At 61.3% G+C, this 14731-nt stretch carries 11 protein-coding genes; 9 read left to right on the plus strand and 2 right to left on the minus strand.

Translation table 11 applies throughout. From position 1 onward, the window contains the following. The first annotated feature begins 93 nt into the window (after window positions 1-93). The 4 genes from AC3WP7_RS24240 (at window position 94) to AC3WP7_RS24255 (ending at window position 3928) form a co-directional block, all read left to right on the plus strand. Window positions 94-1161 carry a phosphotransferase family protein gene (locus AC3WP7_RS24240; protein WP_092244157.1) on the plus strand — a complete coding sequence of 356 codons (1068 nt, stop codon included), beginning with the start codon at window positions 94-96 and terminating at the stop codon, window positions 1159-1161. A gap of 9 nt (window positions 1162-1170) precedes the next feature. Next, complete coding sequence (locus tag AC3WP7_RS24245) at window positions 1171-1938, plus strand: SDR family oxidoreductase (RefSeq protein WP_071487940.1); 768 nt, start codon at window positions 1171-1173, stop codon at window positions 1936-1938. A 70-nt stretch (window positions 1939-2008) separates the two neighbouring features. Beyond that, the gene (gene pdxR, locus AC3WP7_RS24250) at window positions 2009-3442 is read left to right on the plus strand and encodes a MocR-like pyridoxine biosynthesis transcription factor PdxR (protein ID WP_093513375.1); all 1434 of its coding nucleotides are present in this window, start codon (window positions 2009-2011) and stop codon (window positions 3440-3442) included. 84 nt (window positions 3443-3526) lie between these two features. Further along, window positions 3527-3928, plus strand: coding sequence for a cupin domain-containing protein (locus tag AC3WP7_RS24255; RefSeq protein WP_093529974.1), 402 nt, complete (start codon window positions 3527-3529; stop codon window positions 3926-3928). Between the two features lie 136 nt (window positions 3929-4064). Here AC3WP7_RS24255 and AC3WP7_RS24260 read toward each other — a convergent pair whose 3' ends face one another. Continuing rightward, window positions 4065-4694, minus strand: coding sequence for a DNA-3-methyladenine glycosylase I (locus AC3WP7_RS24260; RefSeq protein ID WP_093529976.1), 630 nt, complete (start codon window positions 4692-4694; stop codon window positions 4065-4067). A gap of 217 nt (window positions 4695-4911) precedes the next feature. Here AC3WP7_RS24260 and AC3WP7_RS24265 point away from each other — a divergent pair, with 217 nt between their 5' ends. The 4 genes from AC3WP7_RS24265 (at window position 4912) to AC3WP7_RS24280 (ending at window position 8822) form a co-directional block, all read left to right on the plus strand. Beyond that, entirely contained in the window at window positions 4912-6237 is a 1326-nt protein-coding gene (locus tag AC3WP7_RS24265; protein WP_172963357.1) for a C4-dicarboxylate transporter DctA, read from the plus strand. A 62-nt stretch (window positions 6238-6299) separates the two neighbouring features. Next, window positions 6300-7001, plus strand: coding sequence for a FadR/GntR family transcriptional regulator (locus AC3WP7_RS24270; RefSeq protein WP_092244184.1), 702 nt, complete (start codon window positions 6300-6302; stop codon window positions 6999-7001). 17 nt (window positions 7002-7018) lie between these two features. Next, window positions 7019-7699, plus strand: a complete 681-nt coding sequence (locus AC3WP7_RS24275) for a GntR family transcriptional regulator (protein ID WP_102592596.1) — start codon at window positions 7019-7021, stop codon at window positions 7697-7699. 97 nt (window positions 7700-7796) lie between these two features. Further along, window positions 7797-8822: an SEL1-like repeat protein gene (locus AC3WP7_RS24280; RefSeq protein WP_102642511.1), complete on the plus strand. Its 1026-nt coding sequence runs from the start codon at window positions 7797-7799 to the stop codon at window positions 8820-8822. A 91-nt stretch (window positions 8823-8913) separates the two neighbouring features. Here AC3WP7_RS24280 and AC3WP7_RS24285 read toward each other — a convergent pair whose 3' ends face one another. Then, complete coding sequence (locus AC3WP7_RS24285; protein WP_102592597.1) at window positions 8914-13773, minus strand: NAD-glutamate dehydrogenase; 4860 nt, start codon at window positions 13771-13773, stop codon at window positions 8914-8916. Window positions 13774-14265: 492 nt separating this feature from the next. On the opposite strand from AC3WP7_RS24285, the gene AC3WP7_RS24290 reads away from it, so the two are divergent. Further along, window positions 14266-14619 carry a hypothetical protein gene (locus tag AC3WP7_RS24290; protein WP_071487948.1) on the plus strand — a complete coding sequence of 118 codons (354 nt, stop codon included), beginning with the start codon at window positions 14266-14268 and terminating at the stop codon, window positions 14617-14619. Window positions 14620-14731: the final 112 nt, after the last annotated feature.

Below are 14731 nucleotides of genomic sequence, written 5' to 3' on the forward strand. Positions count from 1 at the left end.
CCTATTAAGCCGCCCCGACCTTGTCGCTGGGCGGTTGTGCGCATTAGATTAGGAAATAGTCCGAGGCCTTTAGAATAAGCAGAAGGGATAAGCATGGCGCTGAACGACCAATCGACCCAGATTCGCCCAGGCGAAGAGCTTGATGCCAGCCTGATCGATCCCTACCTCAAGGCCCATATCCCGGGCCTGGACGGCACGCCCAGGATCAGCCAGTTTCCCGGTGGCGCGTCGAACCTGACCTACCTGTTGGAATACCCCGGCCAGGAATTCGTGCTGCGTCGCCCACCCTTTGGCCACAAGGCCAAGTCCGCCCATGACATGGGCCGCGAATACCGCATTCTCAACCAGCTCAAGGACGGTTTCCCCTATTGCCCCAAGGCCTATGTGCATTGCACTGACGAGTCGGTGATCGGTGCCGAGTTCTATGTGATGGAGCGCGTCAACGGCATCATCCTGCGCTCCGACCTGCCGCCCGAACTGGGCCTGGATGCGACCAGGACCGAGGCGTTGTGCAAAAGCTTCATCGACAAGTTCGTGGAACTGCACCAGGTGGACTACCACGCCTGCGGCCTGGCCGACCTGGGCAAGCCCGACGGCTACGTGGCGCGCCAGATCCGCGGCTGGAGCGACCGCTACGAAAAGGCCCTGACCCCCGACGCACCAAGCTGGGAAGCCGTACGCGCCTGGCTCGACGACAAGATGCCGGCCGATCACCCCACGTCCAGCATCGTGCACAACGACTACCGCTTCGATAACGTGATCCTCGACCCGCACAACCCGATGCAGATCATCGGCGTGCTGGACTGGGAACTCACCACCCTCGGCGACCCGCTGATGGACCTGGGCAACACCCTCGCCTACTGGATCGAAGCGGCGGACCCGGCGCCGGTGCAGTTGATGCGCCGCCAGCCGAGCAACGCCCCCGGCATGCTCACTCGCCGTGAGTTCGTCGACTATTACGCCGAACGCTCCGGCATCCAGATCGACAATTTCGACTTCTACTACACCTACGGCCTGTTCCGCCTGGCCGGCATCGTGCAGCAGATCTACTACCGTTTCTTCCATGGCCAGACCCAGGACAAACGCTTTGCGCAGTTCATTCACATGAACAAGCTGCTCGAGCAGATGAGCCTGAACGTCATCAGCAAATCGTCCCTTTAAGGAACCGCTATGTCCAAGACCCACCTGTTCGACCTCGATGGCAAGATCGCATTCGTTTCCGGCGCCAGCCGTGGCATCGGCGAGGCCATCGCCAAGTTGCTGGCCCAGCAAGGCGCCCACGTGATCGTCTCCAGCCGCAAGCTGGAAGGCTGCCAGCACGTCGCCGATGCGATCATCGCCGACGGCGGCAAGGCCACGGCCATCGCCTGTCATATCGGTGAAATGGAGCAGATCACCCAGGTGTTCGCCGGTATCCGCGAGCAGTTCGGCCGCCTGGATATCCTGGTCAACAATGCCGCGACCAACCCGCAATTCTGCAACGTGCTGGACACCGACCTCGGTGCGTTCCAGAAGACCGTGGACGTGAACATCCGCGGCTACTTCTTCATGTCCGTGGAAGCAGGCAAGCTGATGCGCGAGAACGGCGGCGGCAGCATCATCAACGTCGCCTCGATCAACGGGATCTCGCCGGGTGTGTTCCAGGGCATCTACTCGGTGACCAAGGCAGCCGTGATCAACATGACCAAGGTGTTCGCCAAGGAATGCGCGGCGTTCGGCATTCGCTGCAACGCCTTGCTGCCGGGCCTGACCGACACCAAGTTCGCCTCGGCGCTGGTGAAGAACGATTCCATCCTGAAAATGGCCCTGGCGCAGATCCCGCTCAAGCGTGTGGCCGACCCGAGCGAGATGGCCGGTGCGGTGCTGTTCCTGGCCAGTGACGCGTCAAGCTACACCACCGGCGTATCGCTGAATGTGGACGGCGGTTTCCTGTCCTGAGTACACCTGGGTTTCTACAGATCGATTTGCGCGTAACCTTGGCGCAGATCGAACTGTCCCAGGATGAAACATGGAACTCCACATCGTCATCAACGGGCGCAAGGACCTGGCTGCCCAGCTTTATCAGCAGTTGCGTGAAGCCATCGCCACCGGCCGACTCGCGGCGGGCGCGCAATTGCCACCCAGCCGCCTGCTGGCCGAGCAATTGGGCGTATCGCGCAAGACCGTGTCCGACACCTACGCCACGTTGACCTATGAAGGCCTGCTGGTGGGCAAGATTGGCCGTGGCACCTTCGTCAATGCGTGGGCGCCACAGACGAATCGCGTGCAAACCGCCACCGACCTGGCCTGCGCCGCCAACCTGGCGAAATGGCAGGCACTGCCCTCGCCCATGCGTCATCCCACCCGCGACAGCACCTTGCGCTACGAATTTATCGGCGGTGCGACCAGCCGCCACCAGTTCCCCCTGGATGAATGGCGCCGCTGCACCCAGGACGCGCTGCGGCGCATTGCCCAGAACAGTGGCTTCTACAGCCAACCCGAAGGTTTGCCGGCGCTGCGCAGCGCAATCGCCGGGCACATCGCGTTCTCCCGTGGCGTCAACTGCCGCGACACCGACATCGTGGTCACCAACGGCGCGCAACAGGCGCTGGACCTGATTGCCCGCGTGGTACTGGAACCGGGCAGCGTTGTGGCGATGGAAGACCCCGGCTACAGCCCCGCCCGCCAGATGTTCATGGCGGTGGGCGCCCAGGTCGCCAGCGTGCCGGTGGATGAACAGGGCATCCGGGTCGACCTGATTCCCGACGGCACACGGCTGATCTATGTGACGCCCTCCCACCAGTTCCCCCTGGGCATGCCCATGAGCCTGGCGCGTCGTGAAGCCTTGCTGGCGCGGGCGTTCGAGCTGGGCGCGATCATTATCGAGGACGATTACGACAGCGAATTCCGCTATGAGGGGCGGCCCACCGACTCGCTGCAAAGCCTGGACACCCGTGGTGTGGTGACCTATGTGGGCACCTTCTCGAAAACCCTGCTGCCCGAGTTGCGCCTGGGCTACGCAGTGCTGCCGCCGGCGATCTACGGCGCGGTGCTCAAGGCCAAGCAATTGACCGACCAGCACAGCTCCACCCTGCCCCAGTGGGCGTTGGCCAAGTTCATCAGCGAGGGCTACCTGCTCAAGCACATCCGCCGCTGCCACACGATCTACGCCGGGCGCCGCGAGCGGATCCTGCAGCGCCTGGCGGGGGATCTGTCGCCGTGGTTCGAAGCGGTGCCGACCGTGGCCGGGTTCCACATGGCGGCGCTGTGCAAGGTGCCGGTGGACATGCCGCTGCTGATGGAGCTCGCGCGCCAGGCAGAAGTGGGCTTGTATCCCCTGGATGTGTTCTTCCACGATGCGCCGGTACGTCCAGGCCTGATCATCGGCTTCGGTGCCATCGAGGCCCTGGACATCGACCCGGCGCTGGATACGGTCCGCGATATTCTCCAGCAGATTGGCTAGCGGATTTTCCGCCGGATTGGTCATTGGTCACTCAGGCCCTGCGGCGTAGGGTGAAGAGGTCTCGAACTACTCGGAAACCTCATCATGAAACGACTGCTCGCCGCCTCCCTGATGCTCGCCTCGCTCAGCGCCTTTGCTCACGAACCGGTGTACAACCAGGAGTCGATCAAGGTCCTGCAGGAGCATGCGCTGGCCAATGTCCCGGGCAAGAAAACCCTCATGCTCACCGTCGATTACGCCCCCGGGCAGGCCACCGTGCCCCACAGCCACACCGGCACCGCCGTGGCCTATGTGCTGGAAGGCGCGATCACTTCACGGGTGAATGACGAGCCCACGAAAACCTACAAGGTCGGCGAGTCGTTCTACGAGCCAGCGGGTTCCCGCCACTTTGAATCGAGCAATGCCAGCCAGACCAAGCCGGCCAGGTTGCTGGTGGTGATGGTGCTGGATGACAAGGCCGAGGTGCTTACCCCTCTGCCCAAGTAACCCACCACGCCACAAATCAGGAAGGTGGGAGGGGGCTTGCCCCCGATAGCAGAGTGTCAGCCAATGAATCTGCTACTGATACGCCGCCATCGGGGGCAAGCCCCCTCCCACATTTTGATTTGTATCGGTCAGTGACTCAGGGGCGTTTGAACTGGCGGCGCAGGCCTTCGATCCGCTCGCGACAAGCACAGCCTTCCAGGTGATCATTGACCATGCCCATCGCCTGCATCAACGCATACATCGTGGTCGGCCCCACGAACGTCCAACCGCGCTTCTTCAAGGCCTTGGACAATCGCACCGAGGCCGGCGACGTGGGATTGCCCGTCCAGTAAGCCATGTCCACCACCGCCGGCCGTTCATCCTCATCGGGTTCGAACGCCCACAACCAGCGCGCCAGCGAACCGGTCTCATCCACCAGCTCACACGCCCGGCGCGCATTGTTGATCGTGGACACGATCTTGGCCCGATTGCGCACAATGCCCGGGTCCTGCATCAACCGCGCGATATCCGCCTCGCCGTACTGCGCCACTCTTCTGAAATCAAAGCCCTCGAACGCCACTCGAAACTGTTCGCGCTTGCGCAAAATGGTGATCCACGCCATGCCCGCCTGAAAGCCCTCCAGGCAGATCTTCTCGTACAGCTGAATGTCATCCGCCACCGGCACGCCCCATTCGTCGTCGTGGTAACGCGGGTATTCCGGCGCCGCCGTGCGCCAGGTGCAGTGGGTCTGCCCGGTTTCGTCAGTGGTCAGTCCTGGTGTGTCCATCCATCACCTCATGTGCCGAGCAGCGGATGATAAGCGAAAAAAATTCCGCCCTGCCAACCGCTCAAGCATCGCCGTTACCGACCAACTGGTCAGACCGGGACCTATCAACCGCCAAATAATTGCTTGTGATTTCAAAAATACTGGGCGTAGACTGGCCCCGCACTGGACTTACCGGTAAGACCACAACAATTAAGCCCTGGAACCACCAGGGCACCGAATAGAGATCCCTCCCATGCTCAGATGGTGCTCGCGTTCGATTTTCCTGCAAGTCGTGATTGGCCTGATGCTCGGCATCGCCTGCGGCCTGGCCCTTCCCGAATTCTCCTCGCAACTCAAACCCCTGGGTGACGGCTTTATCAAGCTGATCAAAATGCTGATCGGCCTGATCGTGTTCTGCGTGGTGGTCAGCGGCATTTCCGGCGCCGGCGACTTGAAGAAAGTCGGACGCATCGGCCTCAAGTCAGTGATCTACTTCGAGATCCTCACCACCGTCGCGCTGGTGATCGGCCTGGTCATGGCCTTCAGCACCGGCATCGGCCAAGGCGCCAATATCCATCTGGAACAATTGTCCTCCGCTGGTTTGAATGAACTGGCCGACAAGGGCCAGCACATCCGCGGCACCAGTCAGTTCCTGATGGACCTGATTCCCAACTCGGTCATCGGTGCCTTTGCCGACAACAACGTGCTGCAAGTGCTGCTGTTCTCGGTGCTGTTCGGCAGCGCGCTGAACCTGGTGGGCGAAGCGGCGTCGGGCATCTCGCGACTGATCAACGAACTGAGCCACATCATTTTCCGCATCATGGGCATGATCGTGCGCCTGGCGCCGATCGGTGTGTTCGGCGCGATCGCCTTCACCACCAGCACCTATGGCCTGGACTCCCTGCAACACCTGGGCAGCCTGGTGGGCCTGTTCTACCTGACGTGTCTTGCCTTTGTCGCACTGATCCTCGGCATGGTGATGCGCCTGTCGGGCCTGCGCATGTTGCCGCTGCTCAAGTACCTGCGTGAAGAACTGCTGATCGTGATGGGCACCGCTTCCTCTGACGCCGTATTGCCACAGATCATGCGCAAGCTGGAGCACCTGGGCATTGGCAGTTCCACCGTGGGCCTGGTGATTCCAACGGGGTATTCGTTCAACCTCGATGGGTTCTCGATCTACCTGACCCTGGCCATTGTGTTTATCGCCAACGCCACCGGCACCCCCCTGTCGATGACCGACCTGCTGACGATCCTGCTGGTGTCGTTGATCACCTCCAAGGGCGCCCACGGCATTCCGGGGTCGGCGCTGGTGATCCTGGCGGCGACCCTCACCGCGATCCCGGCGATTCCGGTGGTGGGCCTGGTGCTGGTGCTGGCGGTGGATTGGTTCATGGGCATCGGCCGTGCATTGACTAACCTGATCGGCAACTGCGTGGCGACCGTGGCCATTGCTCGCTGGGAAAAAGACATCGATATCCAGCGCGCCAACAAGGTGCTGGACGGTCAGCAAGGCTATGCCTTCCAGGCCAAGAAGCCGGTATTACCGGCGCATCAAGAGTTCTGAAATGTCGGAGGGGGCTTGCCCTCTCCCACACATCCATTTGCAAGATCAGGGAGACGCACGACGTGATCAGCACCTCAACCGTCGTCAATTCAGTCGTAGAAAAACTCCGCGCCGCCTTGGCGCGTGGTCAGTGGCGCCGGGGTGAAATGCTCCCCGGCCAACGCGAACTGGCCGAACAGATGGGCATCAGCCGCCCCAGCCTGCGTGAAGCGGTGATCGTGCTGGAGACCCTCGGCCTTGTGCGCTCCATGCCTGGCAAAGGCGTAGTGGTGCTGGAAACCAGCGTCAGCGAACCGCAATCCAGCGACGCGGTAGCGGACGCCAGCCTGGAAGACATCCTGCAACTGCGCTACACCCTCGAACCCTTCATTGTCGGCCTGGTAGCGCAGTCCATCAGCAGCAAGGAAGTCGGCCAACTGCGCCTGACCTTGATGGACATGCGCGAAGCCCTCGACGCGGGCGACGCCGAAGCCGGCATGAACGCCTACATCGGCTTTCACGAAGAGCTGTTCGCCCTTACCTCCAACCCGATCTTCCAGAACGTGGTGCAACAGACCAGCAATGCCCTCAAGCAAAGCGCCCAGGTACTGCGCAACTCGCCCGAACACCTGGCCGAACGCCTGCAGGAAAACGAAGCCGTAGTACGCGCCATCCGCAACAAGAACAGCGCCCTGGCCAGTGCCGAGATGCGGCGGCACATCCTTCGGGAAGGCCTGCGCATGGGTATTCGCTTGAACATCCCGGACGACCATCTGGGCAGCTGATTTTTTGGAGACAGGCCATGACCGCCCACGCCTTGCACTACGACCCTATCCTCCCGACCCTGCGCCTGGTCGCCGGTAAAAAGTCTTCAGTGGATGACATCTATCCGCGCTTGTTCGACGCCATCCTCGAACAGCGTATTGCCCCAGCCAGCCGTTTTACCGAAGAAGGCCTGGGCGAGACCTTTGGTGTGAGTCGCAGTGTGATCCGCCGGGTCCTGGCCAAGCTGTCCCATCAGCAAGTGATCATCCTGCGCCCCAACCAGCGCGCCCAGGTGGCAGCACCGGACGCACAACAGACCCGGGAAATTCTGGAAGCGCGGCGACTGACGGAAATCACCGTGGTGCAACTGGCCTGCGCCCAAGCCACTCCCGCGAAAATACGCCAGTTGCGCGACTTGATCACCAGGGAGCGCGAATGCATCGAGCGCGACCAGCGTGGGCCGGCGATTCGGTTATCCGGGGAGTTTCACCTGCAGCTGGCAAAGATCGCCGGTAACGAGCCGCTTGCACAGTTCCTCAACAGCCTGGTGCCGCTCACGTCACTCGCAATCGCTCGCTATGAAGCGCAAGCCTGTACCTACTGCGCATGGCAGGAGCATGGGGCAATTGCCGACGCCATTGAACAGCAGGACGTCACCCGCGCCGTCAACCTGATGACCCTGCACCTGAATCACCTGGAAAGACAACTGAATCAATGACGACGCCCCTCACCCCCTAGGTATGTACCGCCCGGATACCGACCTGCTCCATACCCTGTGTCTGCACAACTAAAGTGCCTAATCACAGGTCATCATCATGTATGTAGATACTCAAACCATGCCTGCGCTGTTCGCGCTGCTCACACAGCTGAATGCGCAGAAAAGCCTACTGGGTGAAACAATCAATGGATCACTGGGACAACTGAATGAGATCGCGACAAAGATCGGCTTTGAACTGCTCGCGCTTGAGAGCTATGACAAAGCCGAGCTATGCCTGACGATTGCCGCCGCCCAAGGCAAGGCTCAAGCCCAGTACGCAATGGCAACCTGCGTTACCCGCCGGGACGGTGGTTTTCGCATTGCCTCGCAAGAAACTCGCCAATGGCTGAGGCTGGCGGCGGCTCAAGACTACGTCCCGGCACTGATGCGTTTGGGCGATACCCAATCCCTGCGCAAAGCCGCTGAAATACTCACCCCCAAGGCGGAGGCCGGAGATACTCAGGCCATGAGCTTCCTGTTTAAACTCGACAAGGATGTGAATTGGTTGAAAAAAGCCGTTGCCCTCAACGATTCTTCAGCGCAATTCGAGCTCGCCGAGGCCTATCACGATACTCCGCAACTGATCCCCAACGCCGTGGAACGTCACGCACTGATCGAAGAGCTTCGGCAGAAAGCGGCCGACGGCGGTAGCGTGCCGGCGCTGGCTGAGCGTGTTTTCTCCCAAACGTCCACCGCAGACATTCTGGAAAAACAACAACGACTGGTCCAGCTCGCTTTATTGGGTCAACTCGATGCGTTGGTGGAATATGGGTATGCACTGGCAGGCATGCCGCAAATTAACCAAGGGCTGTCCCTTGTCGTGCAGCGACACACCGTGGCACCGCGGACGTACGGACTTGAAAGGGATTTCGCCAAGGCCTATGCAGTGCTGGGCATGGTTCTGCCGAAACTGACCAACCCCCTCGCGGCTGAAAACCTGCAACATGACATGGATGCTATTTGGCATCAAATGACGCCGCAACAGTATTCGGCCAGCGAAGCAATCCGCGTCAGCCTGCATGAACGTATAGAACACGTATTCAAATCCTTCGTCCCCTTCATCATCGTGGGCGCACCGCATTGATCCCAGAACATCTGGCGACATTGAAGGCCCCATAAAAAATCCCCGCATCATTCCATGCGGGGATTTTTGTTTTCAACGACGGATCAGACGTTTAAAGCACAGACTGACCACTCAACGCCAGGTCCAGCAACTCCCGGTTGGCCACCGCGTACATAGCGTAGTCCGTGCCGACCGCCGCACGAATTTCCACCATCATCGCCACCCAACGCTCGGCCATGTCCTTGTGCTGCTCAAGCCACAGGGCCACGCGGGCTTCCATGTCTTGTGGCGCGTCGGCCATTTGCAGGACGGAGATGGTGATCGCGCGTTGCTGCCAGTCCACATCGTCGCGGAACGCTTCGCGGGCCGCAGCCTGCCAGTTGTTGCCCACCGGCAGATCGCTGATCTGCTGCAGGTACCATGGCAAGTCCAAAGCGCTGCCAACGGCGAAGTAGGCCTTGGCCACTTCGGCGGCGTCATGCCCGGTCACGTCAGCGGCTTCGATGATCGGCAGCAAGGTGTACAGGTGGGTCGTGCCTGCAACCATGCGTGCCAACAACTCCGGCACGCCGGCTTCGGTGTAGGCCTGGTAGCGCTTCTGCCAGCCTTCGCGGGTCGGGCCTTCCAGCAGTTCGTCGAGCTTGAGGCCCAGCGCCGCCAGGTGCGGACCGAAGTGCGCGGTGTCACGGCCAGCGTCCTGCTCGTTGCGACGGCTGCGCAGGAACCAGCGCGTAGCACGACGACCCAGGCGCATCAGCTCATCCATCAGCTCCAGTTGCACCTCGGCGGAGACCTGGTGGTCCAGGGCTTCTATTTGGCGGAACCAGTGCGGGAGGTGGAAGATGTCACGCACGATCACATACGCGCCGGCCACGTTCGCCGGGCTCATGCCGGTCGACTCTTTGAGTCGCTGCACGAAGGTGATGCCCATGTGGTTGACCAGGTCGTTGGCGATCTGGGTGCTGACGATCTCGCGCTTGAGGCGGTGGCGACGCATGGCCTCACCGAACTTGGCGACCAGGCTCGGCGGGAACGCGGTCTCCATGTCGCGGGTCAGGTACTCGTCATCCGGTACCAGCGACTTGAGCAGCGCTTCCTTGAGGTCGATCTTGCTGTACGAGATCAGCACCGACAGCTCCGGACGGGTCAGGCCCTTGCCGTTCGCGGCGCGCTCGGTGAGCTGCTCCTCGGTCGGCAGGTACTCGATGGCGCGGTCCAGCTTGCCACGACCCTCCAGGTCGCTCATCAGGCGCTTGTACTCGGCAGCACGCTCGTAGGCACGGCGCGCCGCCAGGGACAGGGCCTGGGTCTGCTTGTAGTTGTTGCCCAACACCAGGTTGCCGACTTCGTCGGTCATGCTCGCCAGCAACTGGTTGCGTTGCTTGTCGGTCATGTCACCGGCCTGCACCACTTCGTTGAGCAGGATCTTGATGTTCACTTCGTGGTCGGAGCAGTCCACGCCACCGGCGTTGTCGATGAAGTCGGTGTTGGAACCGCCGCCATTGAGGCCGAATTCCACACGACCCAGCTGGGTCATGCCGAGGTTACCGCCCTCGCCCACCACCTTGCAGCGCAGCTCGTTGCCGTTGACGCGCAGGGCGTCGTTGGCCTTGTCGCCCACATCGGCGTGGCTTTCGCTGCTGGCCTTGACGTAAGTGCCAATACCGCCGTTCCACAACAGGTCTACCGGCGCCTTGAGCAAGGCATTCAGCAGTTCGGTCGGCGTCAGCTTGTCGGCCGAGATGTCGAAGCGTTCCTTCATCTGTGGCGAGATGGCAATGCTCTTCGCGCTGCGCGAGAAGATACCGCCGCCTTCGGACATGATGCTGGTGTCATAGTCGGTCCAGGCCGAACGCGGCAGCTCGAACATGCGCTGGCGCTCGACGAAGCTGGTGGCCGGGTTCGGGTTCGGGTCGATGAAGATATGCAGGTGGTTGAAGGCCGCGACCAGTTGCAGCTTGTCGGACATCAACAGGCCGTTGCCGAACACGTCACCGGCCATGTCGCCGACGCCCACCACGGTGATGCTGTCTTCCTGCACATTGATGCCGCGCTCACGGAAGTGACGCTGCACGCCGACCCATGCGCCCTTGGCGGTGATGCCCATTTTCTTGTGGTCGTAACCGGCGGAACCACCGGAGGCGAACGCGTCACCCAGCCAGAAACCGTAGTCGATGGCGATGCCGTTGGCGATGTCGGAGAAGGTCGCAGTGCCCTTGTCCGCCGCCACCACCAGGTACGGGTCATCGTCGTCATGGCGCACGACGTTGGCCGGCGGCACCAGGGCGCCGTCCTTGAGGTTATCGGTAATGTCCAGCAGGCCGGAAATGAAGATGCGGTAGCAGGCGATGCCCTCGGCCGCGATCTCGTCACGGCTGCCGCCCAGAGGCAGGCGACGCGGCAGGAAGCCGCCCTTCGCCCCCACCGGCACGATCACCGAGTTCTTCACTTGCTGGGCTTTGACCAGGCCAAGCACTTCGGTGCGGAAGTCTTCTTCACGGTCGGACCAGCGCAGGCCGCCGCGGGCGACGTTGCCGAAGCGCAGGTGCACGCCTTCAACCCGTGGCGAGTACACGAAGATTTCAAACTTCGGCACCGGCTTGGGCAATTCAGGGATCGCGTGCGGATTGAACTTGAAGCTGAAGTACGACTTGTTCTGCCCGTTGGCGTCGGTCTGGTAGAAGTTGGTACGCAGGGTCGCCTTGATCAGGTCCAGGTAGCGACGCAGGATGCGGTCTTCGTTGAGCACCTGGACATCGTCCAGGGCGGTGAGGATCGCTTGCTCCAGGCGTTGCTGCTTGTCTTCCAGGTCGTCGGCGGTGAGCTTGCGCGCCAAGTAGAAGCGGGTCTTGAACAACCGGGTCAACTCGCGGGCGATGTCGGTGTGGTTGTTCAGGGTGCTGGCGATGTAACCGAGGTCGAAGCCCAGGCGGATCTGCTTGAGGTAACGGGCGTAGGCGCGCAGCAGCGCGACGTCGCGCCATGGCAGGCCAGCGGTGAGCACCAGGCGGTTGAACGCATCGTTCTCGGCGTCGCCATGCACGATGTGCACGAACGCGTCCTGCAGGGTGTCGTTGAGTTGCTGGATATCCAGGTTCACGCCTTCGGCGGCGATGAACGCGAAGTCATGGATCCAGAACTCACGGCCATTGGCATGACGCAGACGGTACGGGAATTCGCCCAGCACACGCAGGCCGAGGTTTTCCAGGATCGGCAGCACGTCGGACAGCGCCAGCGGGGTGTCGGCGTGGTACAGCTTGCAATGCAGCTCGCGTTGGCCGGAGACCTGGCCCAGCGGCTGATAGAAGCTCATCACCAGCGGATTGGCTTCGGTGAGGCTGAGCAAGTGCTGCATGTCGACCACCGCCGAGTGCGCGGCAAAGCGCTCGCGGTAACCGGCCGGGAAGCCTTTCGGGAAGTCCGCCAGCACATTGGTGCCGTGGGCTTCTCCAAAGCTTTCCACCACCAGGCTGGAGTAGTCGTCCTGCCAGCTGCGGCAGGCCTGCACCACTTCCTTTTCCAGTTGCAGCGGGTCGATATCCAGGCGGTTCTTCGGATCAACCCGCAGAATCAGCTGCACACGGGCCAGCACGGATTCGGAGAAGAAGGTCCAGAACTCGCAGTCCGAGGCCTTCAGGCGATCCATCAATACTTGCTGGATCTTCTGGCGCACTTCGGTGGAATAGATGTCGCGTGGCACGTAGGCCAGGCAGTAGCAGAAACGACCGTACGGGTCCTTGCGCAGGAACACGCGGATCTTGTTGCGCTCCTGGATCTGCACGATCGACATCACAGTGCTGAACAACTCGTCGACCGGGGTCTGGAACAGGTCGTCACGGGGCAGCACTTCAACGACCTGGGCCAGCTCCTTGCCCAGGTGCGCCTTGGGCTGGAAGCCCGAGCGACGTTCGATTTCCGCGACCTTGCGGCGGATGTATGGAATGGCCCGTACGCTTTCGCCATACACCGAGGAGGTGTACAAGCCCATGAAGCGGTGTTCCTTGATGACCTTGCCGTCGGCGTCGATCTCACGGATCGACACGTAGTCCGGGTAGGCCGGGCGGTGCACGCGGCTCGGGTGCGCGGCCTTGGCGAAGGACAGCGCGGCTGGCTCACGCAGGTAGGCCACGGCGTAATCTTCGATGCGCAGATCGTCGGCGGTGAGGCCGGCGCGCAGCAGCTTGGTCAGACCGAGGAAGGAACCGGCGTCATATTCGATATGACCGCCGTCCGCCTCGTCACGTACCACGAACTCTTCATAGCCGAGGAAGGTGAAGTGGTTGCCCACCAGCCATTCCAGGAAGTTCTTGATCTCGGCTTTTTCTTCACCGTCGATAGCGAACTGGCTCGCATCGATACCGGCCAGCAGGTCCTGGACCTTGGCTTTCATCGGTTCGAAATCGGCCACGGCCACGCGCACTTCGCCCAGCACCTGCTCAAGCTCTTTGCTCAGCACGTTCAGTTCGGCGGCGTTGGCGCAACGATCGATTTCCAGGTACATCAGCGATTCTTGCAGGATGCCTTCGCCCTGGGTGCCTTTTGGCAGGATTTCCAGCAACTCGCCCTTGGCGCCACGGCGTACGCTGAGCACGGTGGTCTGCAGGGTGTGGATGCTGTAGCCACGGCGGTTCAGCTCGGTGCGGACCGAGTCCACCAGGAAGGGCAGGTCATGGTGCAGCACTTCGACCGCGGTGTGGGTCGACTGCCAGCCATGACGTTCGTAATCGGGGTTGTAGACCCGCACTTGCGGTTGGGTATGGTCAAAGCGCTCAAGCAGGCGCCACGCAGAGAGGGTGCAACCGGCCAGGTCGGAAAGGCGACGCTGGGTCAGTTCGTCCAGGGAAATGATGCCGAAGAATTGTTCAGCGAACAGCGCCACTTGTGGCAGTGCCTGTTCACTGATGTGCTGCGCCAGTGCCGCTTGCAGTTGATGCTGGAAGTCGGCCTTGCTGGCTGCGGTGAAAAACGCCATCTGTGGTACTCCGCTTGGGCTTGTTATTGATGGAAGCGTCGCGTGTTATCCCCTTGCGGGGAGACCGTCAGCGCTGTTCGCTGGGTGACGAGTTAAGCACCATAAACGAATCAGGGTGACAGGTGGGTGAAGCTGGACAAGACAATGAGGTCACATACAACTTCCATAAGATGTGCACCTTGCCGGGTGACGGTACGACGGGCAGGTCAGGCGCCAGGCTCATGCACATCCGTTGCGCAGCTTAACGAGTGTGGGAAGCCAGCTGCTTGCGACGCTGCGACATATTCGGTCATCAGTAAGCAGGCACCGGGTTGCGACTTGGGCAACCCATCATTCCCGGGAGAAAAACCGGCTATTTCCACGCCGGCGAGTATCAGAAATGACCGATATTGCCCGCCAGGTCATGCACGGGGTATGACACAGGAAGCAGCACAAAATTCGCCGCAATGGCACAATTGCGCGCATTACGCCCTACCCCAGACAGGATTGCCCATGCTGCAACTGAAAACCGACGCCCTGATGGCCACGCCGTGCGACGACGAAGAAGACAACATGGCCATGCTCTGCTGCCACGGCAAGAACGGCGAAATGTTCATGCTCACCCGCTACCCTGATGAAGACGAAGTGGAGTTGACCTGGGATTACGAGCCCTCGACGCTGGATGGGCTGAAGGTCACGCTGAGTGACACTACCCTGCTGGTCGAATTGGCTGCCGGCGATGCCGATGCCTTGGGTGGCAAGGACCAGCTGGAGATTACCCACGCCACGGCGGCGTCGGATATGGCCGAAGTCGAGCAAACCCTGCAAAACATCCTGAAAGGCACCGGCACTTTCACCCGAATTTAAGCGGCACCCACAATCAAATGTGGGAGGGGGCTTGCCCCCGATAGCGGCGAACCAGTTCCTGCATCTGCGTCTGACCCACTGCTATCGGGGGCAAGCCCCCTCCCACATCGAC

The organism is Pseudomonas sp. FW305-3-2-15-C-LB1, from assembly GCF_058787615.1.